The organism is Streptosporangium sp. NPDC002721 (assembly GCF_042888905.1).
Taxonomy (GTDB): domain Bacteria; phylum Actinomycetota; class Actinomycetes; order Streptosporangiales; family Streptosporangiaceae; genus Streptosporangium.
This window is the reverse complement of sequence record NZ_JBIAQI010000004.1, coordinates 357,927-375,918: the sequence shown is the minus strand read 5'-3', so window position 1 is coordinate 375,918 and position 17,992 is coordinate 357,927. Positions and strand designations below refer to the sequence as shown.

Genomic DNA, 17,992 nt, shown 5'->3' with positions numbered 1-17,992 from the left:
GCTCGTCACCGGGGATAGACCTCCAGCTCGTAGAGGGAGTAGCCGTGCGACGTCCCGCGCGTTACACCCTGCATGCGGACGTAGCGCGCGCTGGTCGGGCTGAACCTCACGTTGTCCACACCCCCGTTCCCGGCGGTGGTGGAGTGGACGGTGGTCCAGGTGGAGCCGTTGGTCGAGGTCTGGATCGAGTACGCGGCCCCGTAGGCCGCCTCCCAGCGCAGCAGGACCCTGGACACGGTCGTGGCCGCCCCGAGATCGACCTGGAGATACTGGTTGTCGCTGGACGAGCTCCCCCACCGGGTGGTCGGGTCGCCGTCGACGGCCCTGCTCGCCGGGTAGAAGAGCTGGGTGCTCGACGCGCTGGCGCTCTTCCCCTGCGCCACGTTGGCGATCGCGTCCCCCCGGCGGGCGGGGAAGGACACGACCTGCTGGTAGGTGGGCCGGTTCTGCCAGGAGATCAGCGAGTGCTTGATCCCGCCGAGCGGCGACTGCTCGACGGCGTCGGAGCACCACTGGTCGCCCGCCGAGCACACGTCGTCGGCCGGGTAGGTCGTGGTCGCGGGCTCGGCGAGCGCCGCCGCCAGGCTCTCCAGCAGGACGGTACGGCAACCGGCCACCGTGCCGTTCCCGCAGTACTTGGCGGGCAGCGGCCCGGAGACCGGGTCGCCGAGGACGCTCCTGAGGTCCTTGCTCACGTAGCCCCACCAGCCGTACTGGAAGGCCGATCCCTTGTGCGCCTGGGCCTCGTTCGCGGAGGTGGGCAGGGTGGACTGGTCACCCTGCTGGTGGCCGGAGGGCGACTCGTTGATCTGGATGGCGTTCACCACCGACTGGTAGAGGCCGTCGCCCAGCCCCGGCCTGAACTGCGCGCGGACGAGCTTGGGCCACCACGCGTCGAACGCGCGGATCGCCTCGGCGTGGGCGTACGCCTTGCTGCCCGGCGTGGTCTCCAGCCTTCGCGAGCCCGCCGACGTCCAGGCCGACAGCTTGGCGACCGCCGAGGCGAGGGCCGGGTCGGTCACCGCCGCGCTGTTGATCACCCTGAGCAGGTCGGGCAGGACCTTCTTGCCGCGCAGGTCGGTCACCGCGGCGTCGGCCACGATCTTCGTGGTGCCCGCCCGGTCGAGCTTGCCGCTTCCCGACAGGGCCGCCTTGATCGGGGCGTCCAGCAGGTCGGCCCGGTGAACCGGCCCGAAGCTGAAGTTGCCGTCCGCCGAGCCGTAGTCCTTGGCCTGCTTGTTGTTCCAGCTGACGAAGTAGTCCTGGTTGACCGCCTGCGGGTGGGTGGCGGGGGCGGTGTAGGTCGCGGTGTTGGCGGCCGGGTCGTAACCCGCCCACTCGTGCGCTGCGTCGGCCGTCATCGGCAGGTTCGGGTCGGACACCGCGGACCTGACCGGGGTGTCGCCCGACATGAAGTACGCCGAGTCCCTGGAGTTGACGTAGAACCAGTTGAACGCGAAGCCGATGGTCGAGGCCGAGTTCGTGAACGCCGCCGGGTCGCCCATCGCCGACGGGTCGTTGAACATCTGGAAGCCGATCGCCGAGTCGACCTCGTGCCGGTACGTCGAGCGCAGCGTGGTGAAGGCGGTGGGCTGCCCGCCGACAGTGCCGCGCCAGCTCACCAGGCCGTACTTCGTGCGCTGGATGACGAGGTCGTACGAGCCGGCCGCGGTGGAGTCGGCGACGGTGGGCTTCCACCTGTTGGTCTTGCGCAGCGTCTCCATCTCCGTGCAGACGCCCCGGTAGAGGTAGTGGTTGGACGCGGTGGTCACCGCGCCGCCGCCGGGGGCGCAGAGCTGGAGGGCGTACGTGTCGGTGAGGTCCTGGCCGCTGGAGGTCGCGCTCCAGGCGTAGTCGGTGCCCCGGCCGAGCAGCACGTAGAGGTTGAGCCCGGCGAAGGCGGCGCCGCGCGCCCGGATGCCGGGTCCGGAGAGCTCCTGCAGCATGAGCAGCTGGGGAGCGAAGTAGCCCGTCTGCGGGCCGAACACCGCGACCGGGTTCCCGGTCGACGACTTGGCCGCCGACACCACCACGGCGTTGGACATGCCGGGCTTGGAGTTGTCGACGAGCAGTCCGTCGAGCACGCCCTTCTGGGCCGAGGCCGAGGCCGGGGAGGTGGCCGAGCCGGTCTCGTTCGCGGTGATGTCCACCGGCGCCGACGACGGGTCGGGCAGGACGACCCCGGTGGCCCCGGCGGGCGCGTTGCCGAACGGGAAGCTCTGGCCGTTGTGCAGGGTGAGCGTCGTCTCCGGGTCGTTCTGCGCCCGGAACGCCGACCAGACCTGGTCGCCGACCGCCGTGCCGTACTTGGCGCGGGCCGCGACCCGGACCAGGGCCGACTGCATCTCCGCCCCGCCACCGCCGCCGAACAGGCCGCCGATCACGCCGGAGATCGCCACCAGGTCGGTCATGGTGAAGTCCACCGGGCCGCCCGCGTTGGTGATCGCGTCGAGGTGGCCGGTCAGGACGTACTCGCCGGGGCAGTTGCGGTCCGCCATGCAGCGGTCGATGTAGGCGTTGACCCCGGCGATGTAGTTCTCCACGTCGGCGTAGAGCTGCGCGCCCCGGGGGCCTGAGTTCCTCACCCTGGTGATCTGCGCCTGGAGGTCCGCCTCGGTGTACGGGGAGTTGCGCCACGCGCTCTGCTCCAGCGCCCGGTTGCCCGGCGCGCCCCCGGCGAACGGGGTCAGCTCGCCGCGGCCCACGTGCCGCATCAGGTCCATCACCCACAGGCGGTCCTGCGCGCCCGCGTACCCGGCGCCGAACATCGTGCCCTCGCGGGTCGTCCCGGTGATGTGCGGGGTGCCGGTCGCCCGGTCGCGGACGATCGTCACGTCCGGGCGCGGGCTCGTGGTGCTCTCCACCTGTCCCGCGGGGACGCCGAACGAGGCGTCGTTGAAGAAGTCGGCGATCTGGTCGTTGGTCAGGCCGGTGTAGCCGGACAGGAGGTTGGCGTACCTGCCGAGCTGGTCGTCACTGTGTCTCGGCTTGGTGCCCAGGGTCTGGTGGGCGAGGATCCCGGCCAGGGTGGCGTTGCCGTTCTGCCCCGGGGGCAGGATGTCGGAGCACTCGCCGAGGCAGTAGTCGTCGGGAGGGAGAACGGCCGCCGCCGTGGTTCCAGACGTGGCTCTGGACGCGGTTTCGGACGCGGTCGCGGATGCGGGCACGACGGGGGATGCCAGCGCGAGGACCAGCGACAACCCGGAGGCCGCCGTGATCACCCGCCGGAGACGTGCATGCATTAGGAGGGTCCCCTAAACATGAGTCTTACTCGGATGGTGAGAGGAACATACGTTCCGGCCCACAACGAATCAATGGCCGCTGTGATAATCGCCCGTACCGCATGTGACTGCTTGTCAGAGTCGCCGGTCGACCCTCTCGTGAAGCCCGAGAGCCGGGATCGGGTCCGCACAACCGATAGCGACCCCGGAGCGGGAAACCTCCCACGCGGCCCACACCGTCTTGCCTTCACTGTTGGTACTGAGAGGAACGACACCCCACCGGTCGGCCAACGCCTCGACGATCGCGAGCCCCCTGCCGTGGGAGGCGTCCTCACCCAGGTCGAGCATGCGAGGCGCCCCGGACCCGTGATCGGTCACCCGCACGCAGACCCCCTGGGCCATGCCCCACAGCGACAGCCGGATCGGCTCCTCCCCGTACACCGTGGCGTTCGCCACCAGCTCGCCGACCACCAACACCGCGTCGTCGACGAACGCGGGCGGCAGGCCCCAGCCGGTGAGGGTGTCCCGCGTCACCCGACGAGCCTCACCGACGGCCGCCGGGTCACGGGGAATCCCGTAGCAGACGGTCCGGAGCCCGCTCATGCCGCCCTCCTTTGCCGCATCGCGCTCTGATACGGCCTTCGCCTGCTCAGGCCGTCCGGTGGTCGGCGCCCGTACGACGTGGACGGCTCGACGACCACCGGCTCCACAGGCCGGACGTGACGTCCGCGACCAAGAACCGCCCGCGTCTCCCCCTGCGGGCGTGCCTCCGCCACGCCGGACAACCGCCCCGCGAATCCCAGCCGCCACCACTCCGCCAGCCGCGCCCGGAACTGCGCGGGCGTCGGCCGCTCATAGGCGTGCGCCTGCCTATGGGGAAGGCATCGATCGTCATGCGCGTACGGCGAATACCCACACCACCGGCACCCCAACGGGGCCGGCGGCCGGTCACCACTGAAACGCATTCGAATGACTCGGATCGCTCTTGTAAGGTCAAGCACGGGATTGGACCTCCTACGTCCGATTCAAGAGGCCGTCACGGTGTTGCCGCACCGTGACGGCCTCGCCTTGTTTTCGGGCTTGCCAGGGATGCGATAACCATCCGGAACAGACATAAGGGGTGCAGTCGGCGCGAGGTAACACCAACTACCGGCTGATACTGCAATCCGGGTATATCTGCGCAGAGATTCAGGACAATAACCCTCATTGTCACATTGAGCTCACCGTTCACCCCTGAACCCATTAGCATGCTGGCACAGCAACACGGGAATCACAATGCACAGATAAAATCAAGATGAATTGTCCGATTAGACCTACCTGGCAATTCACAAAGGAGATTAAAAATGACAAGCAACAGCCCCACGGTCAAACGCCGGAAACTCTCCCAGACACTCCGGCAGCTCCGCAAAGAAGCCGGACTCTCGGTGACCGAGGCGGGCAGACGGCTGGAGTGGGACGCGTCAAAGGTCTCCCGGATGGAGCGCAACGAGTGGCGGCTCCCGAACGTCCACGACATTCGCCTGCTGCTCGACCTGTACGGCATCACCGACGATGACCAGCGCGAGGCGATGATCACCCTCGCCAGGGAGTCACGCCAGCGCGGCTGGTGGGAGAAGTACCAGGACGTCTTCCGGAGCAGCCTGCCCGACTTCGAGGCGGGCGCCAGTTCCATCCGCACCTGGGAGATCGTGCTGATCCCAGGGCTTCTCCAGACGGAAAGGTACGTGAGAGCGTTGTGGCGAGCCGCTCGAACGCTCGACGAGACGCTCGTCGATCGCCACGTCCAGGCGAGGCTCATGCGTCAGGAGATCCTCTTTCGGGAGAACCCGCCAACCCTGCTGGCACTCATCGACGAGGCCGCGCTACGCAAGTCGATCGGCGGCGCGGAGGTGATGCGCGAGCAGATCGGTCATCTCATCGAGATGGCCGCCAAGCCGAACATCACCGTCCAGGTGGTTCCCGATTCCGCCGGCGCGCATCCCGCCCTGGAAGGTTCGTTCGTCACTCTGGATTTCCCCAACGACCCGAGCCTCGTCTACACCGTGACCGCGACGGAAAGTCTCTGGCTTGAGCAGCCATTGGAATATCAGCGATACACCATTATTTTGGACTATGTGCTGAAATTGGCTCTGTCTCCGGATGAGTCGGTGCGGCACATGGCGAAGCTCGTGGAGCAGCTCAAGGAATAGGTGAAAACAGTGAACGAGAGCCCCTCGAATCTCACCTGGCGCAAGAGCACCCTCAGTGGGACCAACAATGACAACTGCGTTGAAGTAGCCACCCTGCCCAGCGGCGGCCGGGCCGTACGAGACAGCAAGGACCCCGACGGCCCCGTGCTGAGCTTCGCTCCCCGTGCGTGGTGGGCGTTCGTCGCCGAAGTGAAGGGCGGCGAGTTCGACCAGGGGCCGGAAGCGGGCGGAGACCTCAGGCGGACCCGCTGAGTGCCACGAAGACAGTCGGCGGCCTTGGCGAACATCTGTGCGGACATCCCACCCCATCCCGGGCGGATGACGGCCAGACAGGCATCGATCGCCCTATCTGGCTGCTAAAACGTGAAAGACTCTCTAAGATCAAACCCAGATGAACGCTGGAGAGTCTGGAGAGACCGTGGATGATCAGGCTTCGCCGGCCGGGGTTGACCCGAGCGTGCCCAACGTCGCCCGGATGTACGACTACTACCTGGACGGCAAGGACAACTTCGCCGCCGACCGGGACGCGGCCGAGCAGATTCTGAAGCTCTTTCCCGACACCCGCGACTCCGCGAAGGAGAACCGGGCGTTCCTCGCGCGTGCCGTACGCCACCTGGTCGAGTCGGGGGTGCGGCAGATCGTGGACCTGGGGTCCGGGCTGCCCACGCGGGGCAACACGCACGAGATCGCGCACGAGTTCGCGCCCGACACCCACGTGGTCTACGTGGACTACGACCCCGTCGTGTGCGCGCACAGCCGGGCGATCCTCGGCAAGGGCGACAACGTCACCGTCGTGCAGGCCGACGTGCGCAACCCGGAGGCGCTGCTGGCCGAGCTGCGCGAGCACGTCGACTTCGAGCGGCCCGTGGCGTTCCTGCTGCTCGCCATCCTGCACTTCGTCCCGGACGAGAACCCCGACGGCGCGGGCGCCTACGAGATCATCGAGCGGCTGCGCAAGGCGAGCGCGCCGGACAGTCACCTCGTCCTCAGTCACGCGATCGACGCCCGCCCCGACAGCACGCCGGAGGCGCTGGAGATCTACAAGCGGGCCACCGAGGCGCTGAGCCTGCGCACGCACGAGGAGATCGCCCGCTTCTTCGACGGCTACGAGCTGGCCGAGCCCGGCCTGGTGTTCCCCTCGGACTGGCGCCCCACCGACCCGCCCCTGTTCGAGCGGCGGAACGCCCCGATCGGTTACGTCGGGGTGGGGCGCAAGCTCTGACCGTCACCTCCCCCGGCAGCGGCGTGGTCAGCCCTTGACCGCGCCCGAGGTGAGGCCCTCCACGATGTAGCGGCGCGCGAAGGAGAACAGCACGAGCGTCGGGATGACCGAGACCACCGTCGCGGCCGCCATCGGGCCCCAGTCGATGTCGTACTGCGTGATGAACGAGTTCATCGCGACCGGGATGGTCTTGGTCTCCTCGCTGTCGATGAAGGCGATCGCGAGGAAGAGCTCGTTCCAGCACTGCACGAAGCCGAAGATGAAGGTCGCGGCGATCCCGGGCAGCATGACGGGCACGACCACCCGTACCATCGCCGTCAGCCGTGAGCAGCCGTCGACCATCGCGGCCTCCTCCAGCGCGGCGGGGACGCGTTCGTAGAAGCCGCGCATGATGATCGTCGAGAACGGGACGAGCATCGCGACGTAGACGACCATCAGCCCGCTCAGCCGGTTGAGCAGGTCGAACCCGGACATCATCAAATACAGCGGGCCCAGCGCGATGAACAGCGGGATCATCTGGGTGACCAGGTAGGCGAGCATGAGCGCCCCGCGCCCCGGGAAGTGGAAGCGCGCCAGCACGTAGCCGCCCAGCACGCCGGTCGCGGTGACCACCGCCGCCGAGACGAGCGAGACGACCAGGCTGTTGCCGAGGTACGTGCCGAACGAGGCGAAGGAGAACAGCTCGCGGTAGTGGTCCAGCGTGGCGTCGCCCGGGAGATAGCGCAGCGGCACCGCGAAGATCTCCGAGGTGGGCTTGAGCGAGGTGATGAGGATCCAGTAGAGCGGGAAGACGGTGATCAGCAGCCAGACGCCGAGGACCACGGCCTTCGCGATCCGGGCGGGCAGCGGGGCCGGACGGTTCACGGTTCAGTCCCTCGCCTTCTCGAACCGGGTCGCGTTGAGATAGAAGACGCTGAACGAGAGCAGGAGCCCGAGGACGAAGATCCCCACCGCCCCGGCCCTGCCGTAGTCGCCGTTCTGCACCTGCTCGATGAGGTAGGTCGTGGCGATGTGCGTGCTTCCCGCGGGGCCGCCACCGGTCATCGAGTAGATGAGGTCGGGGAAGTTCAGGATCCAGATGACCCGCAGCAGGACGATGAGCACCAGCGTCGTCCGGATGGACGGCAGCGTCACGTGGCGGAACTGCCGGAAGCGGGAGGCGCCGTCGACGTCGGCCGCCTCGTACAGCTCGCGGGGCACCGACTGGAGCGCGGCGATGATCATGATGGCGAAGAACGTCACGCCGTACCAGACGTTGGCGATGATGATCGAGGTCATCGCCCAGCCGGGTGAGGAGAGGAAGGGGATCGGCTCGTCGGCGAGGCCGGTCTTGATCAGCAGGTCGTTGACGACGCCGAACTCGCCGTTGAACATCCAGCGCCACAGCAGGCCGATGAGGAAGCCCGACATCGCCCAGGGGAAGAAGACCCACGCCTGGTAGAGCCCACGCCCCCGGAAGTATTTGCGCAGCAGCAGGGCGAGGCCGAAGCCGAGCACGAACTGGAACAGCACGGACACGAACACCCAGATCCCGGTGTTGGCCAGCGCGGTCCGGAACTGGTCGTCGCCGAGGACGGCCCGGAAGTTCTCCAGCCCGACGAACGGCGTGGAGGTCAGGTCGAACAGGTTGTAGCGCTGGAACGCGAGCACGCCGCCCCGGATCATCGGGTAGTACGTGAACACCGCGACGAACACGACTCCGGGCAGCAGGCAGAGCGCGATGAAGCGGGCCCGCCTCGCGTCGAAGACGGGCCGGGCCGCGCTGCCGGCGCCCGGCCCCGCCTTCCCGGCCACCGTCACGAGGGCTTCTTCGTCGCCTGGTCCGTCCAGAACGCGTCCCAGGCGCCCAGGACGTCCGCGGCCGTCTTGCCGCCGGTCAGCAGGGACTGGATGTCCTTGTCGGCGGCCTGCTGCCACTCGCTCCAGCCCGGGTAGTCGACCGGCCGGATCGTGATCACCTGCTTGTCGTCCCGCTGGGCGTCCAGGTACGCCTTCCAGGCCCCCTGGGAGAACTCGGGGTCCTGCTCGGCGGCCTTCGCGATCGGGATGAGCGAGTTGCCCTTGGCGAACCTGACGCTCTGCGCGCTCTCGCTGAGGAACTGGACCAGCTTGGTCGCCTCGTTCTTGTACGTGCTGAAGGACGTCACGCCCCAACCGGCGTACCCGACGGGCTGCAGGGCGTACCCGCCGGGGCCCTTCGGGATCGGGGCGGCGCTCCAGCCGTCCTTGGGAACGCCGCTCTCCTGGATCGTCTTGATCACTTCGGGGTCCTGGACGAGCATGCCGGTGACGTTGGAGGTGAAGCCCTGGACCATCTCCGGGAAGCTCCACGAGACCGAGTCGGCGGGGGAGGCGTCCTTGAACAGCCTGACGAACAGGTCCATGGCCTGCGCGGCCTCCGGCGTGGACCAGATCGTCTTACCGTCCTTGAGGAAGAACGACTTCTCCGTGTCCACCTTGTCGCCGTTGAAGGCGCTGACGATCAGGACGGCGTAGTCGAAGCCGCCCTTGCCGCCGCGGAAGGAGTATCCGTAGCGGCGCTTGCCCTTGTCGGTGAGCCGCTTGGCGGTGTCGTACAGCTCCTGCCAGGTGGCGGGCGGCTGCGCGACACCGGCCTCGCGCAGCCAGTCGGAGCGGTAGAAGAGCACCTTCTCGTAGAAGCCGTAGGGGATGAGGTACGGCTTGCCGCCCACCTCGACGGCCTTCTTCTGAGCGAGCTCGGTCAGCTCGTCCCAGCCGGGCCAGCCCTGCGTCGGGAGCTCGGCGAGCCAGCCGTTGTTGGAGAACGACTTGGCGGTGTGGTCGCGAACCTCCAGGACGTCGACGCCCTTCTTGGTCTGCAGCACCTGGGTGATCTTCTGGTCGGCGCTCTCCAGGGGCGGCGAGATCAGCTCGACCTTGACCCCCGGGTTCTGCCGCTCGAAGTCGGCGATCAGGCTTCGCAGGAGCTTGGTGCGGTCCGGGCTGGTCAGGCTCTCGATCATGCGCAGCCTCACCGTGCCCGCGGCGTCGTCGGCGCCGCAGGCGGCCAGCGTCACGGTCAGCACGCCGACCATCAGGGCGGCGAACCTGGGGGGTGTTTTCATGATTTCCCCAAAGGGGTCGGCTCAACGGAGGGCAGTGCCTTTGACAGCGCTGTCACAACTTTGGATGACGGGGATGCTACGGAGCCCCCAGTGGTCCGTCAAGACTTCTCCAGGGCGTTCGCGAGATCGGCGATCAGCGTGACGGGGTCCTCCAGGCCCACCGAGAGACGGACCAGTCCCACCGGGATCTCCATGGTCGCGCGCACGGAGTCGAGGGTGGTGAGCGCCGGGGCGTTGACCAGGCTCTCGTACCCGCCCCACGACACGCCGACGCGGAAGTGCCGCAGCGCGTCCACGAACCGGCCCACCTCGGCGACGTCCTCGGTGTCCAGCTCGACGCTGAAGACGCTGGAGAAGCCCGTCATCTGGGTGCTCGCGAGATCGTGCCCGGGGTGGTCGGGCAGGCCGGGGTGGTTGACCGCCCGGACCGCCGGGTGCCCGGCCAGGAACTCCGCCACCCGCAGCCCGCGCTCCTGGTGTGCCGCCATGCGGATCGGCAGGGTCCGCAGCCCCTTGATCGCCTTGCTCGCCTCGTGGGCGGACAGCGCGGCGCCGTACAGCTGGTACTCGGTCAGCGCCAGCGGCCTGACCAGGCGCGCGGGGCCCGCCACGACGCCGCCGACGAGGTCGCTGTGGCCGCCGATGTACTTCGACAGCGAGTGCACGACCAGGTCGACCCCCATCGTGAGGGGCTTCTGGAAGATCGGCGTCGCCCAGGTGTTGTCCATCACGGTGGTCAGCCCGCGACCGCGCGCCCACCCGGCGAAGGCGCGGATGTCGATGACCCCGTAGCGCATGTACGAGGGTGACTCCAGGTAGAGCACCCTGCTGTTCGGCTTGACAGCGCTATCAAGGGCGGCAGGATTACCGGTGTGCACAGTCGTATGCGACACCCCGAACTTCTCCAGATAGCGGAGGAACTGGGTGGTCGGCCCGTAGACCGCTCCGAGCACGATCACGTGGTCGCCCGCGGAGACCAGCGAGGAGATCGTCGCGGCGATGGCGCCCATGCCCGAGCCGAAGCACTTGGCCCGCTCCGCCCGCTCCAGCGCGGCGAGCTTGCGCTGGAGCAGGTCGACCGTGGGGTTGGTGCCGCGCGAGTAGACGTAGTTCTCGTCCTCGGCCGCCAGGCTCTCCGACAGCTTCCGCGCCGTGGGAAAGGTGAACAGGGAGCTCTCGAAGACCGGCGGGTTGACCGCGCCCAGCATCCAGGGCTCGTCCTCGCCGTACCGGCTGCAGATCCAGTTGTCGTCGATGTCTTCGTACATGACTGCGCAAGGTACAACATGTTCCGGAAGATCTGTCCGACCGCTCCGGGAAAAGGATGGGGATGAGTCCTCGCAGGACCACGATGGCCGACGTCGCGCGCCACGCGGGGGTGAGCCTCAAGACGGTCTCCCGGGTGGTGAACCAGGAGCCCCACGTGAAGCCGGACGTGGTACGGCGCGTCCAGGACTCGATCACGACGCTGGGCTTCCGGCGCAACGAGGCCGCCAGCCGGCTCGCCAGGGGCGGCTCGGTCCTCACCCTGGGCCTGGTGATCGAGAACATCTCCAACGAGTTCTACTCGCGGCTCGCCAAGGCCGTGGAGTCGGCCGCCTCCGCGCACGCGGCGCTGGTGGTGTTCGGCAGCTACGAGGAGCGCGCCGACCGCGAGGTCATGATCATCGAGACGATGTACGGGCGGGGCGTGGACGCGATGGTCGTCGTCCCGACCACCGGTGACCACACCTGGTTGGCGGAGTACGTCGCGAGCGGGCTCACCGCCGTCTTCGTCGACCGCGTGCCCGAAGGGCTGCCGGAGGTCGACGCCGTGCTCCTCGACGCCGACACGGGCGGCCGGATCGCCACCGAGCACCTGCTCGCGTACGGCCACCGGCGGATCGCCCTGATCTCGGACGACGACCCGCTGAGCTCGGTGCACGCCCGCGCCGAGGGGCACCGCGCGGCGATGCGCGCGGCCGGGGTCGCCGTGGACCCGGCGCTGTGCGTGACCGGCGTGTTCGACCCCTGGCGGGTCGAGCAGGAGGTGCGACGGCTGCTCGCGCTGCCCGACCCGCCGACCGCGTTCTTCGCGACCAACAACCGCGCCGCGCTCGGCATCGTACAGGCCCTGCGCGACCACACGGGTCCCCGCCCGGCCTTCGTCGGCTTCGACGACTTCGAGATGGCGGGGGTCCTCAACCCGGGGATCACCGTGGTCCGCTACGACGTCGGCCGCCTCGGCAGCGCGGCGGTGGAGCTCCTGCTCGCCCGGCTGTGTGATCCCGCGCGCCCGAAGCAGCGGGTGACCGTGCCGGTCGAGCTCGTCGTCCGGGGGTCGGGAGAGCTGCCACCGCCGGGGTGACGGCCGGGCGGGGGCCGAACCCCGGCGAGGGCCACGGTGAGGGCCACTGTGAGGGCCACGGTGAGGGCCGAGTCCCGGCGGGGGTCCCGGAGGCTCGGCGCGGCGGCCTCCGTCAGGCGCCGGAGGTGAGCAGCGGCAGTTTCCGTACGCCGGTCATGCTCGGGCTCGGGATGAAGCTCGGCGGCTCGTCGGGGTCGGTGCGCAGGTGGGGGAAGCGGTCGAGCAGCAGGTTGAGCGCGACCTTGCCCTCCAGGCGTGCCAGCGGCGCGCCGATGCAGAAGTGGACGCCCCGGCCGAAGCCGAGGTGGGGGTTGGGGTCACGGGAGGGATCGAAGACGTCGGGGTCGGCGAACTGCCTCGGGTCGCGGTTGGCCGCCGCGATCCACACCATGAGGAGCTGGTCGGCGGGGACGTGCTGCCCGCCGAGCTCGACGTCGGTGTTGGTGACCCGGCCGAGCGCCGCGAACGGGCTGAAGAAGCGCAGGGACTCCTCGATCGCGTCGGGGATGACCGACCGGTCCTCGCGAACCCGGGCGAGCTGCTCGGGATGGGCGTCCAGGCACACCACCGTGTTGCCCAGCAGCATGGTGGTGGTGATGTGCCCGGCCACGAGCAGGATGTTCGCGAAGTTCACCACCTCGGCCCGGGTGAGACGCTCGCCGTCGACCTCGGCCTCGACGAGTTTGGTGAGCAGGTCGGCGCGCGGGTGGCGCCTGCGCTCGTCGGCGTGCTCGCCGATGTAGTCGGCGAGGTTCTTGAACTGCTCCATGGCGACCGCGACGCTGCGCTCCTGCTCCTCGCTCTGGTCGACGAGCGAGAACTGCTGGGTGTTCACGAACATCTTGTCCACCCACTGCTTGAACAGGTGGCGGTCGCCGGGAGGCACGCCCAGGAGTTCCGCGATGACGATGACCGGCAGCGGGTAGGCGAGGTCGGTCACCAGCTCCAGGCGGTCGGGGTCGGCCACCTCGTCGAGCAGCTCGCCGGTCAGCGCGGCGATCCGCGGTTCGAGGTCGGCGACGACCTTCGGGGTGAAGGCGTGGCTGACGAGCTTGCGCAGCTTGCCGTGCTCGGGCGGGTCCATCTGCGTCAGCATGCCCTCGCTGCTCATCTCCAGGCTGGGCAGCACGCGGCCGGTGTCGGAGGAGAACGTTTTCGGATCACCCAGGATCCGCAGCGTCTCGGGGTAGCCGAAGACGTTCCACATGCCGGTGGCGGCGTCGAAGCTCACCGGCTGGTCCGGGTGGCGTCCGCGCAGCCAGAAGTGCCCCTCGTGCAGGCCCCATGTGTCGGCGATGGTGGTCATGGTCCGCCTTTCTCGTCGGGACGGGTCCGGCGTCAGCCGGGCTCGTGCGTGCGGTCGTACGCGTAGATCCAGATGCGGTAGGACGGGATCAAAGCCTCGAAGACGGCGATGACCTCCGAGGCCGCCTTGGCGAGCTCCTCCGGGCCCGGCGGCTCGGGCGTCTCGAAGGCGTACCGGACGACGTGCGCGAGCGCCTCCGCCTTGGCCCGCGTCCCCACCTCGATGCCCATCAGGTTCTCGGGCTCGTGGAGGTGGAACCCCGTCATCGTCGCGCTCAGCGTGTACGCCATGTTGGGCACGTCGTCGCGGAGCAGGCCGTGCCGGGTCATCAGGCCGTAGAACCGCTCGGAGGCGAGCAGCTCCTGGCTGTGCAGGAAGGCGTCGGTGAACCTGCTCTGCCTCCGCTCCAAGTACGCCTCGGACAGCGCCCGCAGCACCGGCTTGTCGCCGACGATGAGGAAGGACTCCGACACGAAACGGTGCGGCAGCAGCATCGCCGGATCCCGGCGCAGCCCGTCGAGGAGCTCCTCCACGTAGGCGATGGACTCGCGCAGCAGCACGGCCTCGAACAACTGCTGCTTGGTGCGCCAGTGCAGGTAGACCGTGCCCTTGCCGATCCCGGCCAGCTGGGCGATGTCGTCGATCGTCACCTTCCGGTAGCCGTGGCGCACGAGCAGCTCGGCCGCCGCGTCGAGGATCCGGTCGGCGCGCCCGTCGGCCTGCCCTGCTCGTTCCCGCACCTTACGTACCTTTCCTTCTGACTTCGTGACCAATTATGAAATCTGGTCAACAAGTCAGACGGTAGACCTCCGTACGGACACTGACAAGCCCGTTCTCCGGGGAATCTCGCGCGGGCCGTGGAGCCGGGTCAGCTGAGAGCCGGGACCGACTCGACGAGGGTGACGAGGCCGCGTTCGTCGAGGAGGTTGACGGGGCGGACCGTCTCGTTGAGCAGGACGTAGTGGAAGGCCGCGCTCACCCGGTCGAGGGGTACGCCGGCCAGGTGGGACCAGGCCAGCCGGTAGGCGGCGAGCTGGACGGAGGCCGCGGCCTCGGCCTTCTTGCCGTTCGGACGGCGGCCGGTCTTCCAGTCGACGACCTCGTAGCGGTCGTCGGAGACCTGGAAGACCGCGTCCATCCGGCCGCGGACCACCCGGTCGGCGATCATGGTTTCGAAGGGGACCTCGACGTCGAACGGTTCCCTGCCCGCCCACTCGCTCTCCTCGAAGCGGGCGCGCAGCTCGTCGAGGTGGGCGTCGGTCTCCTCGAAGTCGTCGGACGCGCCGGGCAACTCGAACTCGTCCATCAGCCGCTGCTGGCCCCAGCGCCCCTCCAGCCAGCGGTGGAAGGAGGTGCCCCTGCGCGCCAGGGGGGCGGGCTTCTTGGGCACCGGGCGGCGGATCTGCCGGGCCAGCGCCTTGGCGTCGGAGGCCAGCGTGACGAGGGAGGACACGGTCAGGTGGGTGGGCAGCTCCACCCGGCCGCTGCCGCGCCGCCGGTTCAGCTCCCGTTCCCTGAGCAGGAGCTCGATGTCGCGCTCCCACGCCTTCGCCCGCTCCCGGTCCCATCCCCGCAGGTCGGCCACGGGAGCCGTCCGCCGCGCGCCCTGCTCCTCGGCCCCGGACTCGAACCCGGCCCAGGGCTCGGCCTCGGCTTCCGTCCCTGTTCCTGTCGCCGCCTCGGACTCGGACTCGGACGCCGTCTCCGTTGCGGACACCGGCTCGGACACCGTTCCGGGCGTCGCCCCCGATTCGGGTACGGCCCTTGGAACGGGCACGGCCTCGGACCCTCCGGGAAAGGCACCCGCGTCCTCCGGGCCGGCGGGGAAGGGCACCTCCTCGTCCTCCGGGGCCTCGGGGAAGGGCTCGTCGTCCGGGAAGGACTCGTCCCACGGGTCACCGGGGAAGGGGACGTCCGCGTCTTCCGGGAAGGACGCGTTCGTTTGCTCGGGGGACTCCGGGAAGGGAACGTCCTCGTACGAGGACGAGGACGAGGACGAGGACGAGGACGAGGACGAGGACGCGGACGAGGAGCCGCTCCCGGGAGCCGTGGCACCTCCCGCCAGGGCCGCCAGAGCCGCCTCGACCATGGTGGCGCCGTCGAGGACCGCCGCGTAGCGGACGTCCTCCGGGGCGATCGGCCAGACGGACTCGGCGGGCTCGGCGAGGAGCGGGTTGGTCGCCCCCTCCTCCACCTCGGGGGCCCAAACGGCTACCCGGCCGCAGGTGTCGCGGATCTCCACCAGGAAGTCGGACGGCTCCAGCGGCTTGGCCGCGGTCCCCCAGCGGTAGCCGGAGGCGATCAGCAGGTAGTGGGCGCGGGTGACGGCGACGTACGCCAGGCGGCGCTCCTCCAGCAGGTCGCGGTCGCGGCAGCGCTCGTCGAAGTCGGCGAGTTCCTCCTTGGAGAGCCCGGTCAGCTCGGGCAGGTCCGAGGCGTCGCCGCGCAGCGGGTAGGGCAGCTTGCGAGGGTTCTCCGTCCACTTCGGGCTGGTCGTGGAGCGGGCGGGGAACATGGTGCCGACGGTGAGCGTCCCGGCCTTGGACAGCGCCTGGGACAGGCCGGGCACCACGACGACCGGCCACTCCAGGCCCTTGGAGGCGTGCACGGTCATCAGCTTCACGCTGTTGCTCTCGCCCACCCGCCCGGCGTCCAGCCCGTTCTCCTCCTCGTCGGCCGCCTTCAGGAACGCCAGGAAGGCACCCAGCGTCGGGTCCTCGGAGTCTCCGGCGAACCGGGCGGCGGCGTCCAGGAAGGCGTCGAGGTCGGCGCGGGCGGCGAACGGGCCGACGGCCGTCCCCCTGGCCGCCACCTCGATGTCCAGGCCGAGCCTGCGCTCGATCTCCAGGATCAGGTCGGGCAGCGGCTGGCCGGTGTGGGCACGCAGGAGGCGCAGCTCCTGGGCCATGGCCACCAGCCGCACCGCGGCCAGGGGGGAGAACAGGTCCTGCCACTCGGGGCGGTCGGGCAGCTCGTCGAGGGCGTCGATCAGGCTGCCGCGCTCCTCGGCCATGTCCGCCACGACCTGGTCCAGCGGGTCGGCCACCGGCGAGGAGCCCTCGCGGGTCTCCCGGTTCAGCTCGCGGGCCCGCTCGCCCAGCTCCTTGAGGTCGGCCGGGCCGATCCGCCAGCGGGGACCGGACAGCAGCCGCACCAGGGCGTCCCCGGCGCTCGGGTCGTAGACGACGCGCAGGGTGGAGACGATGTCGGCCACCTCGGGCACGGTGAGCAGCCCGCCCAGGCCGACGATCTCGACCGGGATGCCGCGCGCCTCCAGCGCCCTGCGCAGCGCGGGGAACTGCGAGCGCTTGCGCGCCAGGATCGCCACGTCGTGCGGCTGCAGGCACTGCGGGCCGCCCCAGGCGCTCTGCTTGGCCCGCTTGCGCTCGCCCTCGCCCCAGGGCATGCCGTCGGGCGCGCTCTCCGCGCCCAGCACCCTGGCGATCCCCGCGGCGACCCACTCCGCCTCGTCGTCGGCGGTCTCGTGGAAGGCGCACACCACCCGGCCGCGGTCGACCCGGTTGCCGCCGGGCACCAGGACGGGCACCTCCCTGGCCTCCATCCGCAGCGGCAGCTGGAGCCGGGCCGCGACGTCCAGCACGGCGTCGCCGTTGCGGAAGCTGACCGACAGGCGGTTGACCGGGGCGAGCTCCCCGGAGGCGGTCCTGAAGTCGCGGGGGAAGCGGGTCAGGTTGCCCGAGGAGGCACCGCGCCAGCCGTAGATGGACTGGCAGGGGTCGCCCACGGCCGTCACCGGGTGGCCCCCGCCGAACAGCGCGCGCAGCAGGACGAGCTGGGCGTGGCTGGTGTCCTGGTACTCGTCCAGGAGGACCACCGCGAACCGCCCGCGCTCGATCTCGCCGACGTCGGCGTGCTTGGCGGCGATCCGGGCCGCCAGCGCCATCTGGTCGCCGTGGTCGACGACCTCCCTGCCCCGCTTGAGCCGGGCGTACGACTCGACCAGCGGCAGCAGCTGCTCCCTGGCCCGCTGGACGGCGAGCGGCCTGCGCTGGTCCTTGATCGGCGTGCCGGGCAGCTCGGCGTACCGCTGGGCGAGCCAGGCGCCGACGTCGCGCACGTCCTGCGGGGTGCGCAGGTGCTCGGCCAGCTCACCGGACAGCTCCAGCACCGCCCGGGTGACGGTCGCCGGGCTCCACTCGACCTGCTCCATCGGCCCGTCGTACGCGCTGACCACCCGCCCCGCGAGCTGCCAGGAGACGGCCGGGGAGACCAGGCGCATGGTCGGCTCCAGCGCCTCGCGCAGGGCGTGGTCGGTGACCAGGCGGGCCGCGTAGGCGTGGTACGTCGAGATGGTCGGCTCGCCCTCCATCAGGTCGGCGGGCACCTGCTTGGTCTCCACCAGGCCGTTGAGCCGCTCGCGCACGCGCGCGGCCAGCTCCCCGGCGGCCTTCCTGGTGAAGGTGAGGCCGAGCACCTGCTCGGGGCGGACCAGCCCGTTGGCGACCAGCCAGACGACGCGCCCGGCCATGGTCTCGCTCTTGCCCGACCCGGCTCCGGCCATCACGACCATCGGTTCGAGACCGGCCTCGATCACGGCGGCCTGTTCGGGGGTCGGCGGCAGGATGCCCAGCTTGGCGGCCAGCTGGACCGGGCTCAGCAC

The 17,992-nt window shown here is 69.7% G+C and carries 13 protein-coding genes; 4 read left to right on the top strand and 9 right to left on the bottom strand.

Annotated elements, in window-relative coordinates:
- Positions 1-5 precede the first annotated feature (5 nt).
- The gene (locus ACFYWM_RS07775) at positions 6-3,242 is read right to left on the bottom strand and encodes a penicillin acylase family protein (protein ID WP_389910222.1); all 3,237 of its coding nucleotides are present in this window, start codon (positions 3,240-3,242) and stop codon (positions 6-8) included.
- Positions 3,243-3,356: 114 nt separating this feature from the next.
- Positions 3,357-3,824 carry an ATP-binding protein gene (locus ACFYWM_RS07770; protein ID WP_389910219.1) on the bottom strand — a complete coding sequence of 156 codons (468 nt, stop codon included), beginning with the start codon at positions 3,822-3,824 and terminating at the stop codon, positions 3,357-3,359.
- Positions 3,825-4,564: 740 nt separating this feature from the next.
- On the opposite strand from ACFYWM_RS07770, the gene ACFYWM_RS07765 reads away from it, so the two are divergent.
- The 3 genes from ACFYWM_RS07765 (at position 4,565) to ACFYWM_RS07755 (ending at position 6,632) form a co-directional block, all read left to right on the top strand.
- The gene (locus ACFYWM_RS07765) at positions 4,565-5,410 is read left to right on the top strand and encodes a helix-turn-helix domain-containing protein (protein WP_389910216.1); all 846 of its coding nucleotides are present in this window, start codon (positions 4,565-4,567) and stop codon (positions 5,408-5,410) included.
- 9 nt (positions 5,411-5,419) lie between these two features.
- Complete coding sequence (locus ACFYWM_RS07760; RefSeq protein ID WP_389910213.1) at positions 5,420-5,662, top strand: DUF397 domain-containing protein; 243 nt, start codon at positions 5,420-5,422, stop codon at positions 5,660-5,662.
- A gap of 166 nt (positions 5,663-5,828) precedes the next feature.
- The gene (locus tag ACFYWM_RS07755; RefSeq protein WP_389910210.1) at positions 5,829-6,632 is read left to right on the top strand and encodes an SAM-dependent methyltransferase; all 804 of its coding nucleotides are present in this window, start codon (positions 5,829-5,831) and stop codon (positions 6,630-6,632) included.
- A 27-nt stretch (positions 6,633-6,659) separates the two neighbouring features.
- Here ACFYWM_RS07755 and ACFYWM_RS07750 read toward each other — a convergent pair whose 3' ends face one another.
- The 4 genes from ACFYWM_RS07750 to ACFYWM_RS07735 all read right to left on the bottom strand — a co-directional run bounded on the left by ACFYWM_RS07750 (position 6,660) and on the right by ACFYWM_RS07735 (position 10,986).
- Positions 6,660-7,496 (bottom strand): carbohydrate ABC transporter permease, encoded by an 837-nt coding sequence (locus ACFYWM_RS07750; RefSeq protein WP_389910207.1) that lies wholly within the window; start codon positions 7,494-7,496, stop codon positions 6,660-6,662.
- Positions 7,497-7,499: 3 nt separating this feature from the next.
- A complete protein-coding gene (locus ACFYWM_RS07745) occupies positions 7,500-8,432 on the bottom strand; it encodes a carbohydrate ABC transporter permease (protein ID WP_389910204.1) in 933 nt (310 codons plus the stop codon).
- Positions 8,429-9,718 (bottom strand): ABC transporter substrate-binding protein, encoded by a 1,290-nt coding sequence (locus ACFYWM_RS07740; protein WP_389910201.1) that lies wholly within the window; start codon positions 9,716-9,718, stop codon positions 8,429-8,431. The genes ACFYWM_RS07745 and ACFYWM_RS07740 overlap by 4 nt, the downstream gene beginning before the upstream one ends.
- Positions 9,719-9,816: 98 nt before the next feature.
- Positions 9,817-10,986, bottom strand: coding sequence for a trans-sulfuration enzyme family protein (locus ACFYWM_RS07735; RefSeq protein ID WP_389910198.1), 1,170 nt, complete (start codon positions 10,984-10,986; stop codon positions 9,817-9,819).
- Positions 10,987-11,048: 62 nt separating this feature from the next.
- Here ACFYWM_RS07735 and ACFYWM_RS07730 point away from each other — a divergent pair, with 62 nt between their 5' ends.
- Positions 11,049-12,065 carry a LacI family DNA-binding transcriptional regulator gene (locus tag ACFYWM_RS07730; RefSeq protein ID WP_389910195.1) on the top strand — a complete coding sequence of 339 codons (1,017 nt, stop codon included), beginning with the start codon at positions 11,049-11,051 and terminating at the stop codon, positions 12,063-12,065.
- Positions 12,066-12,177: 112 nt separating this feature from the next.
- On the opposite strand, the gene ACFYWM_RS07725 is transcribed toward ACFYWM_RS07730, so the two are convergent.
- From ACFYWM_RS07725 to ACFYWM_RS07715, 3 genes are all read right to left on the bottom strand, one after another.
- A complete protein-coding gene (locus ACFYWM_RS07725) occupies positions 12,178-13,371 on the bottom strand; it encodes a cytochrome P450 (RefSeq protein WP_389910192.1) in 1,194 nt (397 codons plus the stop codon).
- Between the two features lie 32 nt (positions 13,372-13,403).
- A complete protein-coding gene (locus tag ACFYWM_RS07720; RefSeq protein ID WP_389910189.1) occupies positions 13,404-14,111 on the bottom strand; it encodes a TetR/AcrR family transcriptional regulator in 708 nt (235 codons plus the stop codon).
- 128 nt (positions 14,112-14,239) lie between these two features.
- Complete coding sequence (locus ACFYWM_RS07715) at positions 14,240-17,992, bottom strand: ATP-dependent helicase (protein ID WP_389910186.1); 3,753 nt, start codon at positions 17,990-17,992, stop codon at positions 14,240-14,242.

Excerpts from the sequence above, each read along its gene's own strand:
- ACFYWM_RS07735 (WP_389910198.1), bottom strand. The coding sequence starts at position 10,986 with ATGTACGAAGACATCGACGACAACTGGATCTGCAGCCGGTACGGCGAG.
- ACFYWM_RS07775 (WP_389910222.1), bottom strand. The coding sequence starts at position 3,242 with ATGCATGCACGTCTCCGGCGGGTGATCACGGCGGCCTCCGGGTTGTCG.
- ACFYWM_RS07740 (WP_389910201.1), bottom strand. The coding sequence starts at position 9,718 with ATGAAAACACCCCCCAGGTTCGCCGCCCTGATGGTCGGCGTGCTGACC.
- ACFYWM_RS07770 (WP_389910219.1), bottom strand. The coding sequence starts at position 3,824 with ATGAGCGGGCTCCGGACCGTCTGCTACGGGATTCCCCGTGACCCGGCG.
- ACFYWM_RS07730 (WP_389910195.1), top strand. The coding sequence starts at position 11,049 with ATGAGTCCTCGCAGGACCACGATGGCCGACGTCGCGCGCCACGCGGGG.
- ACFYWM_RS07725 (WP_389910192.1), bottom strand. The coding sequence starts at position 13,371 with ATGACCACCATCGCCGACACATGGGGCCTGCACGAGGGGCACTTCTGG.
- ACFYWM_RS07765 (WP_389910216.1), top strand. The coding sequence starts at position 4,565 with ATGACAAGCAACAGCCCCACGGTCAAACGCCGGAAACTCTCCCAGACA.